Below are 20973 nucleotides of genomic sequence, written 5' to 3'. Positions count from 1 at the left end.
AGAAGGACCTTCGCGATGGATATGGCCGTCATTGAGCTGTCGCGGCTCCAGTTCGCGCTAACCGCGCTCTATCACTTCCTGTTCGTGCCGCTCACGCTCGGCCTGTCGTTCCTGCTGGTCATCATGGAGAGCCTCTATGTGATGACCAACCGCCCGGTGTGGCGGCAGGTGACGCGCTTCTGGGCCAAGCTGTTCGGGATCAATTTCGTGCTGGGCGTCGCCACCGGCATCACCATGGAGTTCCAGTTCGGCACCAACTGGGCCTATTATTCGCATTATGTGGGCGACATTTTCGGCGCCCCGCTGGCGATCGAGGGGCTGATGGCCTTCTTCCTCGAGGCCACCTTCGTCGGGCTGATGTTCTTCGGCTGGGACAAGATGTCGAAGCAGGCGCACCTGTTCGTCACCTTCATGGTGGCGCTGGGATCGAACCTGTCGGCGCTGTGGATCCTGATCGCCAACGGCTGGATGCAGCATCCCGCGGGCGCCGTGTTCAATCCGGAAACGATGCGCATGGAGGTCGCCGATTTCGGCGCCGTGCTGTTCAACCCGGTTGCGCAGGCAAAGTTCGTCCACACGGTCAGCGCCGGCTATGTCACCGCTTCGGTGTTCGTGCTGGGCGTGTCGGCCTGGTTCCTGCTGAAGGGCAAGTGGATGCCGCTGGCGCGCCGTTCGTTCACGGTGGCGGCGGCGTTCGGCCTCGCCTCCTCGCTGTCGGTCGTCGTGCTGGGCGACGAGAGCGGCTATGCGCTGACCGACAACCAGAAGATGAAGCTCGCCGCGATCGAGGCGATGTGGCACACGGAGCCCGCCCCGGCCGGCTTCGCCGCCTTCGGCATTCCCAGCAACGTGGATCGCGAGACCCATTATGAGGTCAAGGTCCCCTATGTCCTGGGCCTGATCGCCACGCGCAGCCTGACCGGCGAGGTGACCGGCATTACGGAACTGGTCGATCAGGCGAAGGTGAAGATCGGCAGCGGCATCATCGCCTATGACGCGGTGGAGACGCTGAAGACCGACGCGGGCAATCCCGCCGCGCGCGCCGCGTTCGAGGAGAACAAGGCGAACCTGGGCTATGCGCTGCTGCTCAAGCGCTTCGTCGCCGATCCGCGCAAGGCCGATGCCGCGGCGGTGGACAAGGCGGCGTGGAGCACCGTGCCCAACGTGCCGGCGATGTTCTGGGTCTTCCGCGCGATGGCGGGGCTGGGTTTCTTCTTCGTCGCCTTCTTCGCCGCCGCCTTCTATTTCGCGACCCGGCGGCAGTTCGGGCGGCGCTGGTTCCTGCGGATCGCGCTGCTGATCATCCCGCTGCCGTGGATCGCGGCCGAGCTGGGCTGGATCCTGGCGGAGATCGGGCGCCAGCCCTGGGCGATCGAAGGCGTGCTGCCCACCTTCCTGGCCGCGTCGGACCTGAGCGTGGCGCAGCTATGGACCACGATCGCGGGCTTCACGCTGCTCTATGGCACGCTGGCCATCGTCGAGGTGCGGCTGATGCTCGAATCGATCCGCAAGGGTCCGGAGCCGATCGCGGAGCCCGGCGATGCCGATGGCCCCGCGCCCGCCGGCGGCTATGCGCCGATCGCGGCCGAATAAGGAGCGACTGCAATGGATATCCCTCTCGACTATGAGACGCTGCGGGTGATCTGGTGGGCGCTGATGGGCGTGCTGCTGATCGGCTTCGCGCTCACCGACGGCTTCGATCTCGGCGCGATGGCGCTGCTCCCCTGGGTTGCCAGGGGCGATGAGGAGCGGCGGATGGTGATCAACTCGGTCGCGCCCACCTGGGAAGGCAATCAGGTGTGGCTGATCCTGGGCGGCGGCGCGATCTTCGCAGCCTGGCCGTTCGTCTATGCGGTCAGCTTCTCGGGCTTCTACCTGGCGATGTTCCTGGTGCTGAGCGCGCTGATCCTGCGGCCCGTGGGCTTCAAATACCGGTCGAAGCGCGGCGGCGCCGCGTGGCGCGCGGGTTGGGACTGGGCGTTGTTCGTCGGCGGGTTCGTGCCCGCGCTGGTGTTCGGCGTGGCGGTGGGCAATGTGCTGACGGGCGCGCCCTTCCGCTTCGATACCGACCTGCGGCTCAGCTACGAGGGCGGCCTGCTCGGCCTGTTCACGCCCTTCACGCTGGTGGCGGGGCTCACCTCGGTGGCGATGCTGGTGCTGCACGGCGCCGGCTGGCTGTCGCTCAAGGTCGAGGACGGCCCGGTGCTGGCGCGCGCGCAGCGTTTCGGCAAGGTCGCGGCGGTGGCGGCGATCCTGTTCTATGCGGCGGGCTTCGCGATGCTGGCCTTCACCGACATGGGTTATCGCATCACCAGCGTTCCCGATCCGCTCGGCCCCTCCAATCCGCTGCGCACCACCGCGGTGCATGCGGCGGGCGGGTGGCTGGCCAATTATGCCACCTATCCGTGGATGTGGGCGGCGCCGGTCCTGGGCTTTGCCGGGCCGCTGATCGCCTGGCTGGGCATTTCGCGGCGCAATCATCCGCTGGTGTTCGCGGGATCGAGCGCGGCGACGGTGGGCATCATCGCCAGCGTTGGCGCGTCGATGTTCCCGTTCATCCTGCCGAGCTCGATCGACGCCAATTCCAGCCTGACGGTGTGGAACGCCTCCTCCAGCCACCTGACGCTGTTCATCATGCTTCTGGTGACGCTGGTGTTCCTGCCGATCGTGCTGATCTACACGAGCTGGGCGTTCAAGGTGATGTTCGGACGGGTGACCACCGCCGAAGTGCGTTCCAACCCCGACTTTTATTGAGGAGCCAGGCCATGTGGTATTTCTCCTGGGTGCTCGGCCTCGGCCTGGCGGTCGCCTTCGCGATCCTCAACGGGCTGTGGCACGAGGTCCATTCGATCCCCGGCGAGGAGTGATGCTTCAGCGCCGGGGCAGCGCCGACTGCACCCAGCGCACGAGCGACGCCCGGTCGATCAGCCCCGATCGCCGGGCGATCTCGCGCCCGCCCTGGTAGAGCGCCAGCGTGGGCATCGACTGGATGCCCTGGCGGGCCGCCAGCGCCGCCTCGGCATCCACGTCGACCTTGGCCAGCCGGACGCGGGGCTCCAGCTCGGCCGCCGCCGCCTCGAACTGCGGCGCCATCGCGCGGCACGGTCCGCACCAGCCCGCCCAGTAATCGACCAGCACCGGCAGCGTGCCCAGCCGCATCAGCCGATCGAACCCGGCGCCGTCCAGCGCCACGGGTCGCGCGGCGAACAGCGGCTTGCCGCAGCGCCCGCATTTGGGCGCCTCGTCCAGCCGCCCGGCAGGGAGCCGGTTGGCGGTGGCGCAATCGGGGCAGATGACGATCTCGGTTCCGGTCATGGTCCTCGCTCCGGACGCGGTTGCGTCCGTAAGCCGATGTAGGTGCGCGCCGCCGCGATCAGAAGGCCTGCGCTTCCCCGCCCTTGTCCAGCTTGGCGTGCGCACGGCGCAGTTGAATGCCGCACGGCAGCAATAATTGGAAACAATCCGGCAATCACCGGTGCGCCCGTCACCATGATGCAAGTACCGGCTCCGGAAGCATGTTGCGATGCAATAGGAAACGAGGCCGCGTCATAGGGTTAACGCGCGGAAGTTCAATTTCGCTTGCCTTCGCAACATCTCTGGCGAACTATCGCGTCTACAGGCGGCGTCTCTCTCGCGATTGCTTGCAGGGGAGGTGTAGCGGCTGTGTGATGCGCCTGCTGCGATCGGTCGCATCCGTCCGCCGGGAGACGGGAGTGCGTCGGGTGCATGATGAGCGCGATAATCGAACGCTGCTCTTCCGGGCTCGGGCAAGGCTTTGCGCGTTGCCGCTGGCGGCGCTGCGCGAGGTGATGCGGCCCCTGCCCGCCGAAACGCTGCCGGACATGCCGCCCTTCCTGATCGGTGTCGCGCGGATTCGCGGGGAGCCGGTGCCGGTCGCCGATGCAGGCGCACTGCTGGGCGAGGGGGGAGCGCCCGCCTTCACCCGTTACGTCTCGCTGCGGTCCGGCGGCGGCGCGGTGGCGCTGGCGGTGGAATCGGTTTTGGGCGTGCGAGAGATCGCGCCGGATGCGTTCGGGCGGCTGCCGCGCCTGCTGCGCGGGGCGGGGCGCGACGTCGTATCGGCGATCGGATCGCTCGATTCCGATCTGCTCAACCTGCTCGAGCTCGGCCGTACCGTGACCGGCCGGATGCGTGGCGTGCTCGCGCCTGAGGCGCCGCGGTGAGCGCGGTTGCGGCCGCGCCGGATATCGAGCGGTTCCGCCGCGCCGTGCGGCGATGGATCGGGCTGGACTTCGACACGGGGCGCAGCGGCGGGCTGGCCGGGGTGCTGGCGCGGCGAATGCGCGCCAGCGGGCTGGCAGAGGCCGCCTATCTCGCCTGGCTCGAAGGCGCTCCCGGCGCTGCGGAACTGCGTGCGCTGGCGCAGGAGCTGACCGTCACCGAAACCAGCTTCTTCCGCCATCCCGGCCAGATCCAGGCGTTCGCGGAGATCGTGCTGCCCGATCGCGCGCGCGCGGCGGCGGCGGAGGGACGGGCACTCAGCATCCTCTCCGCCGGCTGCGCCTCAGGCGAGGAGCCCTATACGCTCGCCGCCTGCGCCCGCGAGAGCCCGGCGCTGGCCGGCCGCGCGATCGGGATACTGGGGATCGACGTGAACCCAGCGATGCTCCGCAAGGCGGAGGCGGGCCGCTATTCGGAATGGTCGCTGCGCCAGACGCCGCCCGAGCTGCGCAATCAGCTCTTCCGGCGCGACGGCGGCGATTCCGTGCTGATCCCCGCCGTCCGCCGCCTGGTCGGCTTCGAGGAGCGGAACCTGGTCGCGGACGATCCCGCCTTCTGGGCCACCGGGCGGTTCGACGTCATCTTCTGCCGCAACGTGCTGATGTATTTCCCGCCGGCCACGGCCCGGGCGGTGGTGGCGCGGATGGCGCAGAGCCTGGCCCCGGGCGGATATCTGTTCCTGGGCTATGCGGAAACGCTGCGGGGCCTGACCACCGGGTTCCAGATCTGCCATACCGGCGACGCCTTCTACTACCGGCTCAAGGATGGTGCGCGGCTCCCGCCCCCGCCGGATGCGCCGTTCCGCCAGCCGTATCCGCTGCCGTCTGCGGAGGCGCCCGCGGCTGCGGTGCCGCACCTGGTATCCGATGCGCCGCCGCCCCCCGGTCGGCCGCTCAAGCGCCCCGCGCGCCGCCCGGCGCCGCAGCCGGCCCGCGGCTGGGACGGGCTGCATGCCGCCGCCGAGCTGCTGGCGCACGAACGGTTCGACGATGCCGCGACCGTGCTGGGCGGGCTCACCGCCGATCAGGCGCGCGCGCCCGAGGCGCTGCTGCTCGCCGCGATTCTCCAGACCCATGGCGGCAACATCCCCGCGGCCGAGCGGATCTGCGCCGAGCTGCTGGCGCTCGACGATTTCAACGCGGGTGCGCACCATCTGCTGGCGCTGTGCCACGAGAATCGCGGCGATCCGGAGGGCGCGGCCCGGCACGATCGCATCGCCGCCTATATCGATCCGGGCTTCGCCATGCCGAGGCTCCACCTGGGCCTGCTCGCGCGCCGTGCGGGCCGCATCGACGAAGCGCGCGCCAATCTGGAGCAGGCGCTGCTGCTGCTGGATGGCGAGGATGGCGTTCGCTTCCACCTGTTCGCCGGGGGCTTTGGCCGGGCGGCGCTTACCGCGCTGTGCAGTGCCGAGCTGGCGGCGTGCGGGGCGCCGCGATGAGCGGCGGCGGGGGCAGCGCGGGCGATCTGCGCGCGGCGTTCGATCGCGTCTTTGCGGAGCCGCCGCCCGGGCGGCCGGAGCGGCCCGAGCCCTTCCTGCATATCGGCGTTGCCGGGCAGCCCTATCTGGTCGCGCTGGCGGAGGTCGCCGGGGTCCATGCCGGCTGCACCATCGCCCCGTTGCCCAGCACGGCGCACGAGCTTCTCGGCCTGGCGGGCATCCGCGGGGAGCCGGTGCCGGTGTTCGGCCTGGCCGCATTGCTGGGCGGTGCGGCAGGCGCGGAGGACCAGCGCTGGATCGTGCTGGCCGCCGGGCCGGTGCCGCTGGGTTTCGCGTTCGACATGCTGGAGGGATATCGCGGCATCGCCCCCGGCGACATCGTGGCGGGTGATGGCGGGCAGGAGCCGTGGCTCGGCGGCACTGCGGCGATGGCGGGGGCCGGGCGCTGCCCGATCCTGCGGCTCGCCGTGCTGGCCGAGATGCTGGCCGCGCGCGCCGATCGCGCCAACCGGGAGAGGGAGAGATGATGAAGGACTGGACGTTCGGGCGGATCCTGGCGGTCGGCTATGCCGTGGCCGGGGCGATCCTCCTGCTGGTCGCCGCCGTCGGCTTTCGCAGCACGGTCAACCTAGTCGAGGACGGCGCGCTGGTGACCCACACGCATGACGTGCGGCGCGAGCTGGTCAATCTCGTCGCGAAGATGACCGATGTGGAAACCAGCGTCCGCGGCTTCGTGATCTCCGGCGACGAGGCGCACCTTACCCTGCACGAAGGCGCGCAGGCGGGGGTGCGCGACACGCTGGCCCGGCTGCGGACGCTCACCGCAGACAATCCCGTACAGCAGCGCCGGTTCGCCGATCTCGCCCCGCTGATCGAGCAGCGCATCGCGATATCGGAGCGCGCCCTGGCGGCCCGGCGCGAGGGCGGCGTCCAGGCCGGCATCGCCGCGGTCCGCACCGGGGAGGGGAAGCAGGCGATGGACCGCATCCGCGCGATCGTCGCCGATGCCGATCGGGAGGAGGAGGCGTTGCTCGCCCGCCGTGCCGCCGCGGCCGCCTCCAGCGCGTCCTGGACCGAATGGACGATCGTGGGCGGCAGCGTGCTGGGCCTGGTGCTCGTGGTGGCGATCGGCTGGTTCACGATCCGCATGCTCACCCGCCGGATCGGCAGCGCGGTCGGTCATGTCGAAAGCTCGTCGGCGGAGCTGCAGGCGGCCGCCAACCAGCAGGTGGCGAGCGCGCGCGAACAGGCCGGCGCGATGAACGAGATCGCCACCACGATCCGCGAGCTGATCGCCACCTCGCGCCAGATCGCGGAGAGCGCGCAGCGTGTCGCGCAGGTGGCGGAGGACACCGCCGCCACCTCGCGCGACGGCGACAAGGCGGTCGAAACCGCCAACGCTTCGATCTCCGGCATCCGCCGCCAGGTGGACCAGATCGTCGAGCACATGCTCGATCTCGGCCGCAAGTCGCAACAGATCGGCGCGGTGCTCGACATCGTCTCCGAGCTGGCGGAGCAGAGCAACATCCTGGCGATCAACGCCACGATCGAGGCCGCCGGCGCGGGCGATGCGGGCAAGCGTTTCTCGGTGGTGGCGGACGAGATCCGCAAGCTCTCCGATCGCGTCGCCGATTCGACCAAGGAGATCCGCAGCCTGATCGACGACATGCGCGCCGCCGTGAACACGACGGTGATGGCGACCGAGACGGGCTCCAAGGCGGTCGATGCCGGATCGCGCCAGTTCGAGGCCGTCGCCACATCGTTCCGCGAGATCGCGGGCATGATCGAGACGACGACCGACGCCGCGCGCGAGATTGAGCTTTCGACCAAGCAGCAATCGACCGCGGTGGAGCAGGTCAACATCGCCACCTCCAACGTGGCCCAGGCGGCGACCGAGTCCGAGGCCAGTTCGGGCCAGATCCTGCAGACCGCGTCGGAGCTGACCAGCCTGGCGCGCGATCTGGCGCGCATCGTGCGGCGCGAGACGCGGGGATGAGCCAGAAGGATCCTCTGCGATACTTCCGGGTGGAGGCGCGGGAGATCACCGAGGAGCTCGGCCGCGGGGTGGCGGAGTTCGGCGCCGGTGCCTCGGCCGATCTGGTCGCGCGGATGATGCGGCTCGCGCATACGCTGAAGGGCGCGGCCGGGGTGGTGAAGCAGCGCGCCATCGCCGAACGGACCCATGCGCTGGAAGACGCGCTGGCGCCGATGCGCGGGCGCGAAGGCGCGGTGCCGGGCGATCTGGTGGAGGCGGTGGCGGGCCATGTCGCCGCGCTGGCCGAGGCGGTGGCGGCGCTGGACCGCGCGCCCGCGCCGCGCCCCGCCGCGCGCGGAACGCCGGCGGCCGGGTTCGACGAGGCGGCGGGGCTGCTCCGCGCGGAAGCGCGAGAGATCGACGCCCTGCTCACCGGCATCGCGGAATCGCGCGTGCGGCTGCGCGGGATGCGGCGCACGACGGCCACCATCGCGCGCGCGCGCCAGCTCGCCGAGCTGGTGGCGGACTGGACCGCGCGGCCCGGCGGCGGAGCGGGCGGTGCGTCGCCACGCATGCGCCGCTTCGCGGAGGAGCTGCGCACGCTGATCACCGAGGCGGAACAGGGCCTGCGCGACGGCGTGGAGCAGAACGAGCGCGATCTGGCCCAGGCGCACACCGCCGCCGAACAACTGCGCCTGCTGCCCTGCGCGGCGGCGTTCGGCGCCTTCGATCGCGCGCTGGCCGAAAGCGCGGCGGCGCTGGGCAAGCAGGCGGTGCTGACCGTGCGCGGCGGCGACATCCGCCTCGATCCCCAGGTGCTGGGCATGGTCCAGCGCGCGATGATCCAGCTTCTGCGCAACGCGGTGGCGCACGGCATCGAGACGCCAGCGGCGCGGCTGGCGGCAGGCAAGCCGGAGGCGGGCAGCGTGACGGTGGAGGTCCGGCGCGAGGGCAGCCGGATCGTGATCTCCTGCGCCGACGATGGTGCGGGGATCGATTTCGCCGCGGTGCGCGCGGCCGCGCACGATCGCGGGCTGCCGGTCGGCGACGGCGGCGAGGCCGCCCTGCTCGATCTGCTGCTGGCCGGCGGCCTCTCGACCTCGGCGGAGGTGACCGAGGCGTCGGGGCGCGGCGTGGGGCTGGACGTGGTGCGCGAGGTGGCGGCCCGGCTCGGTGCCCGGCTCGACGCCAGCTCGCGTGCGGGCGCGGGCAGCCATATCGCGCTCGCCATACCGGTTTCGCTCTCGTCGCTCGATGCGCTGCTGGTGGAGGCGGGCGGCACTTCGGTGGCGCTGCCGCTGGCGGCGGTGCGCCGTGCCGTACGTCTGGTCCCCGGCGACGTGGCGCGCGCGGGCGGCAGGGAGACGATCGAGCATGACGGCGCGGCCATCGCCGTCGCGCCGCTCGCCCGTCTGTTGCGGCTTGCTTCCGCGGCGGGCGCCCGCGCGGCGGGGCCGGCGGTGGTGCTGGACGGCGGGGGCGCCCTGGCGGCGCTGGCGGTCGACGCGATCGTCGGCACCGCGAACCTGGTGGTGCGGCCGGTGCCGCCGCTGGCCTTTGCCGATCCGGTGGTCAGCGCGACCTGGTTCGATGCCGATGGCGTGCCGCGTCCGGTGGCCGATCCCGCGGCGCTCGCCGCCGCTGCGGCCGGGCTCGCCGCGCCGAAGCCGGAGGCCGCGCCCCGGAGCCTGCCGGTCCTGGTGATCGACGATTCGCTCACCACGCGCGTTCTGGAGCAGAGCATCCTGGAGGCGGCGGGCTTTTCCGTCGATCTCGCGACTTGCGCGGAGGAGGGGCTCGATATGGCGCGCAAGCGCCGCTACGGCCTGTTCCTGGTCGATGTGGAGATGCCGGGCATGGACGGCTTCGGCTTTGTCGAAACCACCCGCGCGGACGCCGATCTGCGCCGCGTGCCCGCGATCCTGGTCAGCTCGCGCGCGGCGCCGGAGGATATCGCCCGCGGCATGGCTGCCGGCGCGCACGCCTATTTCATCAAGAGCGAGTTCGATCAGCGCCGCGTGCTCGATACGATCCGCAAGCTGCTGCTGGCGGCCGCATGAAGCCGATCCGCGTCCTGGTGGTCGAGGATTCGCGCACGGTGCGCGAACGGCTGGTCGAGGTGCTCGATGCCGATCCGCAGTTCGAGGTGGTGGGCTCGGCCGGCGACGGCGGCGAGGCGATCGAGCGCTGCCGCGAGCTGCGCCCGGACGTGATGACGCTCGACATGATGCTGCCGGTGATGACCGGGCTGGCAGTCACCGAATATGTGATGGCCCATTTTCCCACGCCGATCCTGATCGTTTCCTCCTCCATCAACCGGGGCGAGCTGTATCGTACCTATGACGCGCTGGCGGCGGGCGCGGTGGATGCGTTCGACAAGGCCAGCAGCTTCGACGACGATGGCGGCGAGTGGGAACGGCGCTTCCTGGCCGCGGTGCGGATGGTTTCGCGGATCAAGGTGATCACGCATCCCCGCGCGCGGATGGCCCCGCTGGCCCGGCGCGTGCCGGAGCAGGCGGCGGAGGCCGTGCCGGCCGTCCCCGCGCCGCGCGGCCCGGCGGTAAGCGTGGTCGCGATCGGCGCCTCGACCGGCGGGCCGGCCGCCGTGACCGAGGTGCTGCGCGCACTGCCGGAGGGATTCCCGCTGCCGGTGCTGCTGGTGATCCATATCGGCCAGCCGTTCGGATCGAACTTCGCCGATTGGCTCGACGGACAGACCTGCCACCGCGTCCACTTCGCGCGCGACGGCGAGCCGCTGGGGCGCCGCGGCCGGGTGGTGATGGCGCCGCCGGACCGGCATCTGGTGGTCGAGGGGGGTATCCTGCGGCTGCATGCGGGGCCGGAACGGCATTCGTGCCGCCCCTCCGTCGATATCCTGTTCGAATCGGTCGCCCTCTCCTTCGGCGCGTCGGCGGCGGCCTGCCTGCTCACGGGCATGGGGCGCGATGGCGCGGCGGGGCTGCTCAGGATCCGCCAGGCCGGCGGGCTCACCATCGCGCAGGATGAGGCGACCTCGGTCGTCTATGGCATGCCGCGCGAGGCGGCGCAGATCGGCGCGGCGCAGCGCGTGCTGCCGTTGCGCGCCATCGGCCCGGCGATCGCGGCGGCGGCCAATGCGATACAGGGAGTGAAGACGCGATGACCCGCCAGGTGCTGATCGTCGACGACAGCCTTACCGTGCGCATGGGCCTTGCCGATGCGCTGGAGGCGGCGGGCATCGCCAGCACCGCCTGCGCCACGCTGGCGGAGGCGCGCGCGGCGCTGGCGCGCGACCCGTTCGCGGTGGCGATCCTGGACGTGCTGCTGCCCGATGGCGACGGGATCGCGCTGCTCGCCGAGATCCGCGCCGATCCCGCGCGGGAGGGGATGCGGGTGATGCTGCTCTCGTCCGAGGCGGAGGTGAAGGACCGGCTGCGCGGCCTGCGTACCGGCGCCGACGAATATGTCGGCAAGCCTTATGACACCAGCTATGTCGTCGCGCGCGTCGGCGAATTCCTCCAGCAGGCCGCGCCCGCCGCCGCCGCGGAAGCGCAGACCGTGCTGGTGATCGACGACAGCCCCACCTTCCGCGCGCGGCTGGGGGAGGCGCTGGTGGAGGCCGGCTATTCCGTCCGGCTCGCCGCCAGCGGGGAGGAAGGGCTGCGGCTCGCCGCGGCGGCGCCGCCCAGCGCGGTCATCGTCGATGGCGTCATGCCGGGTTTTGACGGGCCGGCGGTGCTGCGCCGGATCCGCATGGACGCGGCGCTCCGCCACCTGCCGTGCATCCTGCTCACCGCCACCACCGATCCGGGGGCGGAGGTGCGCGCGCTGGATGCCGGCGCCGACGCCTTCGTGCGCAAGGATGAGGATTTCGCGCTGCTGCTCGCCCGGCTGGGTGCGGTGATCCGCAGCGTGGACGGGCCGCGCGTGGGCGAGGAGGAGGCGCGCAGCCTGATGGGGCCGCAGCGCATCCTGACCGTGGACGACAGCGAGACCTATCTCCAGCAGCTCGGCGCCGATCTGCGTGCGGAGGGGTTCGACGTCGTGTTCGCGCGATCGGGCGAGGAGGCGCTGGAGCTGCTCGCCGCCCAGCCGGTCGATTGCATCCTGCTCGATCTGGTGATGCCCGGCATCGGCGGGCACGAGGCGTGCCGCCGGATCAAGGCCACGCCGATCCTTCAGCGCATCCCGGTGATCATGCTCACCGCGCTCAAGGATCGCGAATCGATGGTCCGCGGGCTCGATGCCGGGGCCGACGACTATGTCGACAAGGCCGCCGATTTCGAGGTGCTGCGCTCGCGCGTGCGCGCCCAGCTTCGCCGCAAGCAGTTCGAGGATCAGAACCGGGTCATCCGCGAACGGCTGGCGCAGAAGGAGCTGGAGGCGATCGAGGCCCGCGCCGCGCGCGAGATGGCGGCGATGCAGGCGGTGCTGGAGGAGCGCCGCCGCAACGAGCGCGAGATGGCGAAGCTCCAGGCGGAGCTGGCGCATGTCTCGCGCTGGAACGCGATGGGCATGATCGCGGGCACGATCGCGCACGAGCTGAACCAGCCGCTCACCGCCGCCACCAACTTCCTCCACGCGCTCGATCGCGTGCTCGCGCGCGCGGAGCATCCGGAGGCGGCCTCGGCCAGCGAGATGGTAGGGCATACCGCAGCCCAGCTTCGTCAGGCCGGGGCGATCATCGGCAACCTGCGCGAGTTCATCGAACGGCGCGAGACCGGCCGCACGATCGAGGATCTGAACCGCGTCGTGCAGGAAGCGATCGCGCTCGGCGCCTTCAACGCGGCCCAGACCGACGCGGAGATCGAGGTCCGCTTCGAACAGGCGCTGCCCCCGGTGCTGATCAACAAGGTCGAGATCCAGCAGGTGCTGGTGAACCTGTTCCGCAATGCGTTCGATGCGATGCGCGGGGCGCACCGGCGCGTGCTGACCGTCGCCACCGCCGCGGAGGACGGCGACTTCGCCACGGTCGCGATATCGGATACCGGCCCCGGCATCCCGCCCCAGGTGATGCGGCGCCTGTTCCAGCCCTTCACCACCACCAAGGCACAGGGCATGGGGCTGGGCCTCAAGATCTCGCAATCGATCATCGAGGCGCACCAGGGCAAGATCTGGATCACGCCCAACCGGGCGGAAGGCGTCACCTTCCGCTTCCGGCTTCCGGCGGTGGAGATGCCCGACAGATAAGGGCCGGACGGGTCAGTTCTTCGTCCGGGGCCTGCGGGACGCGGGATGGTTGAGGCGATCGAGCAGCAGCCTGAGCTGCCGCAGCTCATCGCCCGACAGGGAACTCGTCAGCCTCGAGTCGTGCTCGCGCACCAGTTGCTGGAGCGTGGCCAGCGCCTGCCTTCCCGCATCGGTCAGGTGGATGCCGTAGGAGCGCCGGTCCGCCTCGTTGGCGTGGCGCGCGATGCATTCCCGCGCCTGCCAAAAGTCGATCATCAACGTCGCGGCCGGCCTGGAAAGACCCATGATCTCGGCCAGCTCGACCTGGCTCAGCCCGGGATTCGCCCCGACCAGCTCCAGCATCGAATAGCGCAAGGGCGTGATCCCGCGATCGCCCACCGACTCGCCGAACCCGCTGAAATCCAGAATGCTGGCGCGGCGCAGGGCGTATCCGGTCAGCGACGGAAGCAGGCCGTAGTCGATGGACGGGTCGAACAACGCCAGTCTTCTTCTCCGTGGTCCTGCCAAGAACTCCGCCCCTCCCGTTCCGATCGCGCGCCCTCTTTTGACAGGGACGGGGACTGGATCGCAACACTCGCCCGCCGGTGGCAAAAAAGCGCGCCCTGTCTCGTACCGGTTTATAACTGTTATTGACAATAACTAAAATGAGCGCGAATTTCCAAGCGAGGCAAGGGGAATATCCCGCGATACTCAAAAGGGAGGTTGTCGGATGAAACGGGGCTTTGGCGCGCTGTATTTCTGCGCGAGCATGTCGGCTTTTGCGGTGGCGAGCGCTTTCGGGGCGGCACCTGCCTATGCGCAGGGGAACGCGGCCGGGGATTCGCAGGAAGAAGCCGCGCAGGGCACCGGCGAAGAAATCGTCGTGACCGCGCGCCGCCGCGAGGAATCGATCCAGGAGACGCCGATCGCGGTCTCGGCCTTCACCGCCGAAACGCTGGCGGCACGGCAGATTTCCCAGACGTCCGATCTGGAGCGGATCACGCCCAGCCTTCAGTTCAAGCCGGCCGGGCAGCTTTCGGGCAACTCGTCCGCCAGCGTTGTCTTCATCCGCGGTGTTGGCCAGGTGGATCCCACCGCGGCGGTCGATCCCGGCGTCGGCATCTATATCGATGAGGTCTATGTCGGCCGCGCGGTCGGCGGCGCCATCGAATTCGGCGACATCGCCGGGGTTGAGGTGCTGCGCGGGCCGCAGGGCACGCTGTTCGGACGCAATACGATCGGCGGCGCCATCCTGGTGCGCACGAAGCAGCCGGAGCTTGGCGAGCTGGGCGGCAGCGCGCGCTTCCGCGTCGGCTCCTATGATCTGGTCGAGGGCTTCGCATCGCTCAACCTGCCGATCGGCGAAACCGCCGCGGCGCGCGTTTCGGGCGGGTTCCGCAAGCGCGACGGCTATGTGATCCGCGCCTTCGACGGGCTGGATCTGGGCGACGACGACAGCGTGACGCTGAACGGTGCGCTTTATTGGGAAGCGACGCCGGACATCAAGGTGAACATCCGCGCCGACTATACCCGGCGCGACGAGAACGGCGCGCCCTTCGTGTTCGCCGGGATCAACGAAAAGGCGCCGGTCGCCGCGATCGTCAGCGTCGCGGCGGGCTGTCCGGGCGCTACCATCCCCTTCGCGCCGCTGGTCGCGGGCGATCCGCGGTTCGGCGCTCCCAACGTGCCGCTGATCAACGATCCGCGCTGCGCCAATGATTTCCAGGCCAAGGGCGATTACGTCAACGGCGGCACCGCCGACGTGATGAGCACGTCGAAGGTGTGGGGCGTTTCCGGCACGATCCAGGCGGATCTTTCGTCGTCGCTGTCGCTCAAGTCGATCACCGCCTATCGCTCGACCGAATCGCGCGGCATCCGCGATGCGGACAACACGCCCTTCGTGATGATTACCACCGACGTGGGCGCGGAATCGGATCAGTTCAGCCAGGAACTGCAGCTTCAGTATGAATCGGGGATGCTGAGCGGGATCGTCGGCGGCTATTATTTCACCGAAAAGACCCATGAGCGCGCCACGGTGCCGCTCGCCTTCTCGCCGACGCCGCCGATCATCACCTCGCTGCTCGCGGGCGGGCCGGGATCGCGCGACCTTCAGGTCTCCGATCTGAAGACCGGCTCGGTCGCGGTCTTCGGCGAACTGTCGGTAACGCCGGTTACCGGGCTCGAACTCAGCGGGGGGCTGCGCTACACGCGCGACAAGAAGCGCTTCGTGGGCACGGTGTTGAACCTGTTCCCGGCGACGCTGCCGGATCCGGATCCGTTGCCCACGCTGGCGATTCCGGAAGGCGGACCGCTGTTCATCTATCACCGGCCCTATCGCGGAACCTATTCCGCGGTCACCGGCTCGGCCAGCATCCGCTATTCCTGGTCGGATGCGGTGAGCACCTATGTCTCCTATGCGCGCAGCTTCAAGTCGGGCGGGTTCAACACCCGTTACAATGCGCCGCCGCCGGGCAACGTGCCGGTGCCGTTCGACGAGGAGAAGGTGGAGAGCTATGAGATCGGCGCGAAGTTCGATCTCGGCGATTTCCGCCTGAACACCGCGGCGTTCCTGGCCAATTACGACAATATCCAGCTCATCTTCCGCCAGGGCGTGGTGCCGCTGCTGTTCAATGCCGGCAAGGCGCGGATCACCGGCCTGGAGGCGGAGCTGAGCTATCGTTCGCCCTGGGGCCTGATCTTCGACGCCTCGGTCAGCACGCTGGACGACGACATCCGCAGCATCACCGCGGTTCCGGGCGCCACGGCGACGGTGCAGCCGGGCGACGACCTGCCGTTCACCCCCTCGCTCCAGGGCAGCTTCGGCGTGGCCTATGAATTCGCGCTCAGCGATGCGCTCAAGCTGACGCCGCGCTTCGACGGCAGCTACACGTCGAAGATCACCTTCATCACCGGCAGCGTGCCGGATATCGAGGAGGACGGCTATTTCACCGGCAACGTCTCGCTGACGCTGGCGGATGCGGACAAGGGCTGGAAGCTGACCGGAGGGGTCACCAACCTGTTCGACGAACGCTATCTGGTCCAGGGCAATGCCTCGCTCGGCACGCTCGGCTATGCGGAGAAGATCTACGCGCGCCCGCGTAGCTGGTACCTGCAGGTCTCCGGCCAGTTCTGATCCAAGGGGGGAGGGAGAAGCGGCCGGAGACTCCCCTCCGGCCGCTTCTTCATTCGCGGTTCCTTCCGTCATGGGGCGGCGGTCCGGCAGCGCCGGGCCGCCGCTCTTTGCCATGGCTTCGGGGCGGCAGGCGCTCTAGCCGGCCTCAAGGCCGCGCTATTCGTGGCGCAGCGCGTCGATCGGGTTGAGGCTGGCGGCGCGGCGCGCGGGGAAGAAGCCGAACACCACCCCGATCGCCGCCGATATCGCGAACGCGACGATGTTGATCTCCGGCACGAACAGCCAGTCTACCTGCATCAGCGGCGCCAGCAGCAGGATCAGCAGTTGCGCCAGCACCAGCCCGATCAGCCCGCCCAGGCATGAAAGCACCACCGCCTCGACCAGGAACTGCATCAGCACCTCGCTCGCCACCGCGCCTATGGCCAGGCGGATGCCGATCTCGCGCGTGCGCTCGGTCACCGACACCAGCATGATGTTCATGATGCCGATGCCGCCCACCACCAGGCTGATCGCGGCCACCGCCGCGACGATCTGGGTCAGCAGCGTCGTCGTGCCGGTCAGCGTCGCGCTGATCTGGGCGGTGTCGAAGATGTTGAAATCATCCTCCTTGCCGTTGCCGATGTGCCGCCGCTCGCGCAGCAGCGAGGTGAGCGAGGCCTGCACCGCGCTGGTGCTGTAATCCTGGTCCACGCCGACCAGCATCAGCCGGATGTCGCGATTGCCGGTGAAGCGCCGCTGCACCTGCTTGATCGGCATGATGACGACATCGTCCTGGTCGCCGCCGAAGCCCGCCTGGCCGCGCGTGGAAAGCATGCCGATCACGTCGCAGGAGATGCCGTTGATCCGCAGCCGCGTGCCCACCGCATCGCCGCCGCCGTACAGGTTTTTGCGCACCGTATTGCCGATGATGCACACGCCCTTGCCCGCGCTCTCCTCCGTCGCGGTCCAGTATCGCCCGGCCGTCAGCGCCCACGGCTGCACCTGGAAATAGCCTAGTGTGGTGCCGTTCACGGTGGTGGTGGCGTTGGCCCCGTTGTAGATCGCGGTGCCCGATGTACCGGCCTGGGGCGCGACGGCGGACACGCCCGCGATCTGATCGCGGATCGCCTGCACATCGTCCTCGTCGAAGTTCGCGGGCGCCGGCCCGCCGCCGCCGCGGCCAAAGCCCTGGCCGGGGCGCACCTGAAGCATGTTGGTGCCCAGCGCGGAGATCTGCTTCTGGACGGCCTTGGTGGTGGCGTTGCCCAGCGTCACCATCGTCACCACCGCCGCCACGCCGATGATGATGCCCAGCGTCGTCAGGAACGAGCGCAGCTTGTGCCGGGCGATGGAGCGGATCGCGAGCAGGAAGGTGGTGCCCAGCATCAGGCGATCGCCGTCCCGGCGGCATGGCCATGCTCGATCCGCTCGACCAGCCCGTCCTTGAAATGAACGATCGCGCGCGCGAACGCAGCCATGTCGGGCTCGTGCGTCACCATCAGCACGGTGATCCCGCTCGTGCGGTTGAGATCGGTCAGAAGCTGCATGATCTCAACCGATCGCTCCGAATCCAGGTTGCCGGTGGGCTCGTCGGCCAGCAGCACTTCGGGACTGGTGACGATTGCCCGGGCGATCGCCACGCGCTGCTGCTGCCCGCCGGAAAGCTCGCCGGGGGTATGATCCCACCATTCGGCCAGGCCGACCTTGTCCAGCGCCGCCATCGCCGTCTCGCGCCGCTGCGCCTTGGCGTCGCCGCGATAGAGCAGCGGCAGCTCCACATTCTCCAGCGCGGAGGTGCGCGCGAGCAGGTTGAAGCCCTGGAACACGAAGCCCAGGTAGCGGCGCCGGAGCAGCGCGCGCTGATCGCGGTCGAGCTGCTCGACATGAACGCCCTTGAACAGGAACTCGCCGCTCGACGGCACGTCGAGGCAGCCCAGGATGTTCATCGTCGTCGACTTGCCCGATCCGGACGGTCCCATCACCGCCACGAAATCGCCCGTGTCGATGGCGAGGTCCACGCCCTTCAGCGCCTGGAACGCGGTCGGGCCTTCGCCATAGACCTTGGTCACGCCGTGCAGGCGGATGAGCGGCTGCCCGCCGTCACTGGGCACGCGAGCCTCCGCCGCCGCCCGACTTGGCCTTGGTGCCGGAACTGCCGCTGCCGGAGCTGCTGCTGCCGGAGCTGCTGCTGGCGGAGGTCGCGCTGGCGAGCTGTCCGGTGATCACCTTCATCCCGGGCTTCAGCTCGCCGCCCGTCACCTCGGTCAGCGTGCCGTTGGTGATGCCGATGACGACGGCCACGGGCTGCGGCGTTCCGTCGGCACCCAGGATATAGACGGTGTGCCGCGATCCCGGCGCGGTCGAATCCCCGCCCTGGCCGGTGCCCGTGCTGCTGCGCCGGCGCGGCCCGGGCACCAGCGCGCCGGCGATGCCGCTGGAATTGCCGGACGATGCGGCCGCCGTATCGCTGGCCGGGGTGAAGCGCAGCGCCGCGTTGGGCACGGTCAGCACATTCTGCCTGGCCTGGGTCACGATCGTGGCGGTGGCGGTCATCCCGGGGCGCAGCAGCATGTCGCCGTTGGCGACGCTGAGCGTGGTGCCATAGGAAACCACCGACGCGCTCGAACTGGTGGTGCTGGAGGACGAACTCGTCGCCGACAGGTTGGAACCCACGTCGACACGGGTGATCGTCGCGGGGAAGGATCGGCCGGGGAAGGCATCGACGGTGAAGCTGGCGCTCTGGCCCTCCTTCACATCGGCCACGTCCGCCTCGTCCACGGCGACCTCAAGCTTCATCTCGCCCAGATCCTCGGCGATGACGAACAGCGTCGGCGTGTTGAACGAAGCCGCCACCGTCTGCCCCTCGTCCACCTGGCGCGCGAGCACCACGCCGTTGACGGGTGATCGGATCACCGCCTTGTACCGCTGGGTCTCGTTCGAGGAGAGCGCCGCGCGGGCGGACACGACATTGGCCTGCGCCGCGCGCACATTGGCCATGTCGCGCGCCACCGCCGCCTCAGCCTGCTCCATCTCGGTCTTGGAGGGCACGCGCCCGCCCGAAAGCCGGCTGACCTCCTGAAGCCGGGCGAGCTGGGCGCGATCCTGCGCCAGCGTCGCCTGCGCCAGCGCCACCGATGCCTGGTTCGCGGCCAGCGTCGCGCGGCTCTGGGTGATCGCGTCGTCCAGGCGCGATACGTCCAGCTCGGCCAGCGGCTGGCCCTTGGTCACCCGGTCGTTGACGTCCACCAGCACCTTGGTGACCAGGCCGGAGAGTTCGGAGCCCACCTCCACCTGGTTGGTCGGCGCCAGCTTGCCCGTCGCCGATACGGTGACGGAAAGATTGCCCTGCTCGGCCGTGGCGGTGGCATAGCGCACCTCGCTCCCGCCGCCCATCCAGCGCGACGCGAGCAGCACCAGCAGCAGCGCGCCCACGCCGATGGCGCCCCACATCGCCCAGCGGCGCCAGCGCGGATGCTGTTTCGCGCCCAGGAACGCGCTCAGGTCGGTCGTCGTGTCAGTTGCCATCCGGGGTGCTGCCTGTGTTGATCGGGGGCGCTTCGGGCGTGACGCTGCTGTCCCAGCCGCCGCCTAGCGCGAGATAGAGCTGGATCAGCGCCGTCGCTCCATCCGACTGCGCCTGGACCAGCCCGTTGCGGGCCGAAAGCAGTTGCGCCTCGGCCTGGTTCAATGTGGTGAAATCGGTGAGGCCCGCGCGATACTGGTCGCGCGCCAGCAGCGCCTGGGTGCTCGCGGCGTCCAGCGCGACGCGATACTCGCCCTCGCGCGTCCGTGCCGCCTGCAGCGCGACGATCGCATTCTCGATGTCCTCCAGCGCGGTCAGCACCGTGGACTTATAGGCCAGGAAAGCATCCTCGGCCGCGGCCTCGCGCGCGCGGACCTGGCTGCGCAGCCGCCCGCCGTCGAAGATCGTCTGGGCGACCGACGCGAACAGACGGCCGGTGATCACATCGAACACATTGCCGATCGATGCGGCGCCCGCGTCGATGCTGCCGCCGATCGAAAGCGCGGGATAGAGCTGGGCGGCCGCCACGCCGATGTTGGCGGTGGCGGCGGCCAGGCTGCGCTCGGCCGAACGCACGTCAGGGCGCTGGCGCAGCGTATCGGCGGGGATGCCCACGCCCACCGCGGCCGGCCCGCGCGGGATCGGCCTTACGGCCTCCAGCTCGGGCTTCAGCGCGCCCGGCGCCTGGCCGGTCAGCACGCCCAGCCGCGACACGAAGCCGTTGTAGCTCGCCTCCAGCGACGGGATGCCCGCCGCGGTCTGCGCCCGCTGTGCGCGCGCGGCCTCCACGTCGAGCGAGGAGACCAGGCCCGCCTGCACGCGCCATTGCGCGATCTGCAGATTGTCGTCCTGGATGGCCAGCGCGTCGCGCGCGTTGGCAAGCTGCGCCTGGGCCGCGCGCGCCAGCACATAGTTGCGCGCGATCTCGGCCTGGATCGCGGTCAGCACCTGGGCATAGTCGAAGCCGCTGGCCTGATAGCCCGCCTGCGCCGCCTCCACGCCGCGGCGGTTGCCGCCGAACAGGTCGGCCTGCCACGATGCGTCGGCCCCGATCGAGAAGCTGCCGCCCGCCTGCCCGCCCCCGTTCACCGGCAGGTTGCGCGAATAGCCGCCCGATGCGGTGACGCCGGGCAGCAACTGCCCGCGAGCCTGCACCAGCGACTCGCGCGCCTGCCGCAGCCGGGCGACGGCGCGGGCCACGTCCAGGTTCCCTTCGGCGCCGCGCGCAATCAGGCTGCTTAGCTGGGGATCGTCGAACCGGTCCCACCAGCGCGTCAGATCTTCGCGTTCCTGCGCCGGGGCGGTGACCGAATAGCTGCCGGGAACGCCCAGCTCCGCCGCGCCGCGCGGGCGATAGTCAGGCCCGGACGCGCAACCGGCCAGCGGCAGCGCGAGCGAAAGGAGCAGGGCGGCCGTGCGTCTCGACATATCCGCTACATGGTTTCCCGGGGGCGGTGGTTCCACCGAAATATTGTCGCAGTTTGTCGCAGATGGGGCCTGACGTTGCAGATTCGCCAACACCCACCGCCGCG

Annotated in this window: 17 protein-coding genes; 11 read left to right on the top strand and 6 right to left on the bottom strand. The window is 69.9% G+C overall.

From position 1 onward, the window contains the following. Positions 1-15: 15 nt before the first annotated feature. From OM513_RS01675 to cydX, 3 genes are read left to right on the top strand one after another with little or no spacing between them, the layout of a single operon-like run. Entirely contained in the window at positions 16-1593 is a 1578-nt protein-coding gene (locus OM513_RS01675) for a cytochrome ubiquinol oxidase subunit I (protein WP_264942408.1), read from the top strand. A 12-nt stretch (positions 1594-1605) separates the two neighbouring features. Beyond that, entirely contained in the window at positions 1606-2754 is a 1149-nt protein-coding gene (gene cydB / locus OM513_RS01670) for a cytochrome d ubiquinol oxidase subunit II (RefSeq protein ID WP_264942407.1), read from the top strand. Positions 2755-2765: 11 nt separating this feature from the next. Then, on the top strand, positions 2766-2867 hold the full coding sequence (cydX, locus tag OM513_RS01665; RefSeq protein ID WP_264942406.1) for a cytochrome bd-I oxidase subunit CydX: 102 nt from the start codon (positions 2766-2768) through the stop codon (positions 2865-2867). Between the two features lie 4 nt (positions 2868-2871). Here cydX and trxC read toward each other — a convergent pair whose 3' ends face one another. Then, the gene (gene trxC / locus OM513_RS01660) at positions 2872-3315 is read right to left on the bottom strand and encodes a thioredoxin TrxC (RefSeq protein ID WP_264942405.1); all 444 of its coding nucleotides are present in this window, start codon (positions 3313-3315) and stop codon (positions 2872-2874) included. Positions 3316-3431: 116 nt separating this feature from the next. Here trxC and OM513_RS01655 point away from each other — a divergent pair, with 116 nt between their 5' ends. The 7 genes from OM513_RS01655 to OM513_RS01625 are packed head-to-tail and all read left to right on the top strand — an operon-like array spanning position 3432 to position 12827. Further along, positions 3432-4184: a chemotaxis protein CheW gene (locus OM513_RS01655; RefSeq protein ID WP_319951589.1), complete on the top strand. Its 753-nt coding sequence runs from the start codon at positions 3432-3434 to the stop codon at positions 4182-4184. Then, entirely contained in the window at positions 4181-5683 is a 1503-nt protein-coding gene (locus tag OM513_RS01650; RefSeq protein WP_264942403.1) for a CheR family methyltransferase, read from the top strand. The genes OM513_RS01655 and OM513_RS01650 overlap by 4 nt, the downstream gene beginning before the upstream one ends. After that, positions 5680-6210: a chemotaxis protein CheW gene (locus OM513_RS01645; RefSeq protein ID WP_264942402.1), complete on the top strand. Its 531-nt coding sequence runs from the start codon at positions 5680-5682 to the stop codon at positions 6208-6210. Before OM513_RS01650 ends, OM513_RS01645 begins: the two co-directional genes overlap by 4 nt. Continuing rightward, positions 6210-7679 (top strand): CHASE3 domain-containing protein, encoded by a 1470-nt coding sequence (locus OM513_RS01640; RefSeq protein ID WP_264942401.1) that lies wholly within the window; start codon positions 6210-6212, stop codon positions 7677-7679. Before OM513_RS01645 ends, OM513_RS01640 begins: the two co-directional genes overlap by 1 nt. Next, on the top strand, positions 7676-9718 hold the full coding sequence (locus tag OM513_RS01635) for a hybrid sensor histidine kinase/response regulator (protein WP_264942400.1): 2043 nt from the start codon (positions 7676-7678) through the stop codon (positions 9716-9718). Before OM513_RS01640 ends, OM513_RS01635 begins: the two co-directional genes overlap by 4 nt. Next, positions 9715-10800, top strand: coding sequence for a chemotaxis-specific protein-glutamate methyltransferase CheB (cheB, locus tag OM513_RS01630; RefSeq protein ID WP_264942399.1), 1086 nt, complete (start codon positions 9715-9717; stop codon positions 10798-10800). Before OM513_RS01635 ends, cheB begins: the two co-directional genes overlap by 4 nt. After that, positions 10797-12827, top strand: a complete 2031-nt coding sequence (locus OM513_RS01625) for a response regulator (RefSeq protein WP_264942398.1) — start codon at positions 10797-10799, stop codon at positions 12825-12827. Before cheB ends, OM513_RS01625 begins: the two co-directional genes overlap by 4 nt. Before the next feature lie 12 nt (positions 12828-12839). Here the strand turns inward: OM513_RS01625 and OM513_RS01620 are convergent, their stop codons facing one another. Continuing rightward, complete coding sequence (locus OM513_RS01620; protein ID WP_264942397.1) at positions 12840-13304, bottom strand: MarR family winged helix-turn-helix transcriptional regulator; 465 nt, start codon at positions 13302-13304, stop codon at positions 12840-12842. Positions 13305-13536: 232 nt separating this feature from the next. On the opposite strand from OM513_RS01620, the gene OM513_RS01615 reads away from it, so the two are divergent. Then, a complete protein-coding gene (locus OM513_RS01615) occupies positions 13537-15939 on the top strand; it encodes a TonB-dependent receptor (protein ID WP_264942396.1) in 2403 nt (800 codons plus the stop codon). Positions 15940-16095: 156 nt separating this feature from the next. Here OM513_RS01615 and OM513_RS01610 read toward each other — a convergent pair whose 3' ends face one another. From OM513_RS01610 to OM513_RS01595, 4 genes are read right to left on the bottom strand one after another with little or no spacing between them, the layout of a single operon-like run. Next, entirely contained in the window at positions 16096-17304 is a 1209-nt protein-coding gene (locus OM513_RS01610) for an ABC transporter permease (RefSeq protein ID WP_264942395.1), read from the bottom strand. Next, positions 17304-18029: an ABC transporter ATP-binding protein gene (locus OM513_RS01605; RefSeq protein WP_264942394.1), complete on the bottom strand. Its 726-nt coding sequence runs from the start codon at positions 18027-18029 to the stop codon at positions 17304-17306. Before OM513_RS01605 ends, OM513_RS01610 begins: the two co-directional genes overlap by 1 nt. Next, positions 18019-19443 (bottom strand): efflux RND transporter periplasmic adaptor subunit, encoded by a 1425-nt coding sequence (locus OM513_RS01600; protein WP_264942393.1) that lies wholly within the window; start codon positions 19441-19443, stop codon positions 18019-18021. The genes OM513_RS01605 and OM513_RS01600 overlap by 11 nt, the downstream gene beginning before the upstream one ends. Then, on the bottom strand, positions 19433-20869 hold the full coding sequence (locus OM513_RS01595; RefSeq protein ID WP_264942392.1) for an efflux transporter outer membrane subunit: 1437 nt from the start codon (positions 20867-20869) through the stop codon (positions 19433-19435). The genes OM513_RS01600 and OM513_RS01595 overlap by 11 nt, the downstream gene beginning before the upstream one ends. Between the last annotated feature and the right edge of the window lie 104 nt (positions 20870-20973).

The organism is Sphingomonas canadensis (genome assembly GCF_026013525.1).
GTDB classification, from domain to species: Bacteria; Pseudomonadota; Alphaproteobacteria; order Sphingomonadales; family Sphingomonadaceae; genus Sphingomonas; species Sphingomonas canadensis.
Note: the sequence above shows the minus strand (reverse complement) of the source record. Positions and strands in the feature narration are given on the sequence as shown.

Excerpts from the sequence above, each read along its gene's own strand:
- OM513_RS01675 (WP_264942408.1), top strand. The coding sequence starts at position 16 with ATGGATATGGCCGTCATTGAGCTGTCGCGGCTCCAGTTCGCGCTAACC.
- cydB (WP_264942407.1), top strand. The coding sequence starts at position 1,606 with ATGGATATCCCTCTCGACTATGAGACGCTGCGGGTGATCTGGTGGGCG.
- cydX (WP_264942406.1), top strand. The coding sequence starts at position 2,766 with ATGTGGTATTTCTCCTGGGTGCTCGGCCTCGGCCTGGCGGTCGCCTTC.
- trxC (WP_264942405.1), bottom strand. The coding sequence starts at position 3,315 with ATGACCGGAACCGAGATCGTCATCTGCCCCGATTGCGCCACCGCCAAC.
- OM513_RS01655 (WP_319951589.1), top strand. The coding sequence starts at position 3,432 with ATGCCGCACGGCAGCAATAATTGGAAACAATCCGGCAATCACCGGTGC.
- OM513_RS01645 (WP_264942402.1), top strand. The coding sequence starts at position 5,680 with ATGAGCGGCGGCGGGGGCAGCGCGGGCGATCTGCGCGCGGCGTTCGAT.
- OM513_RS01640 (WP_264942401.1), top strand. The coding sequence starts at position 6,210 with ATGAAGGACTGGACGTTCGGGCGGATCCTGGCGGTCGGCTATGCCGTG.
- OM513_RS01635 (WP_264942400.1), top strand. The coding sequence starts at position 7,676 with ATGAGCCAGAAGGATCCTCTGCGATACTTCCGGGTGGAGGCGCGGGAG.
- cheB (WP_264942399.1), top strand. The coding sequence starts at position 9,715 with ATGAAGCCGATCCGCGTCCTGGTGGTCGAGGATTCGCGCACGGTGCGC.
- OM513_RS01625 (WP_264942398.1), top strand. The coding sequence starts at position 10,797 with ATGACCCGCCAGGTGCTGATCGTCGACGACAGCCTTACCGTGCGCATG.
- OM513_RS01615 (WP_264942396.1), top strand. The coding sequence starts at position 13,537 with ATGAAACGGGGCTTTGGCGCGCTGTATTTCTGCGCGAGCATGTCGGCT.
- OM513_RS01610 (WP_264942395.1), bottom strand. The coding sequence starts at position 17,304 with ATGCTGGGCACCACCTTCCTGCTCGCGATCCGCTCCATCGCCCGGCAC.
- OM513_RS01600 (WP_264942393.1), bottom strand. The coding sequence starts at position 19,443 with ATGGCAACTGACACGACGACCGACCTGAGCGCGTTCCTGGGCGCGAAA.
- OM513_RS01595 (WP_264942392.1), bottom strand. The coding sequence starts at position 20,869 with ATGTCGAGACGCACGGCCGCCCTGCTCCTTTCGCTCGCGCTGCCGCTG.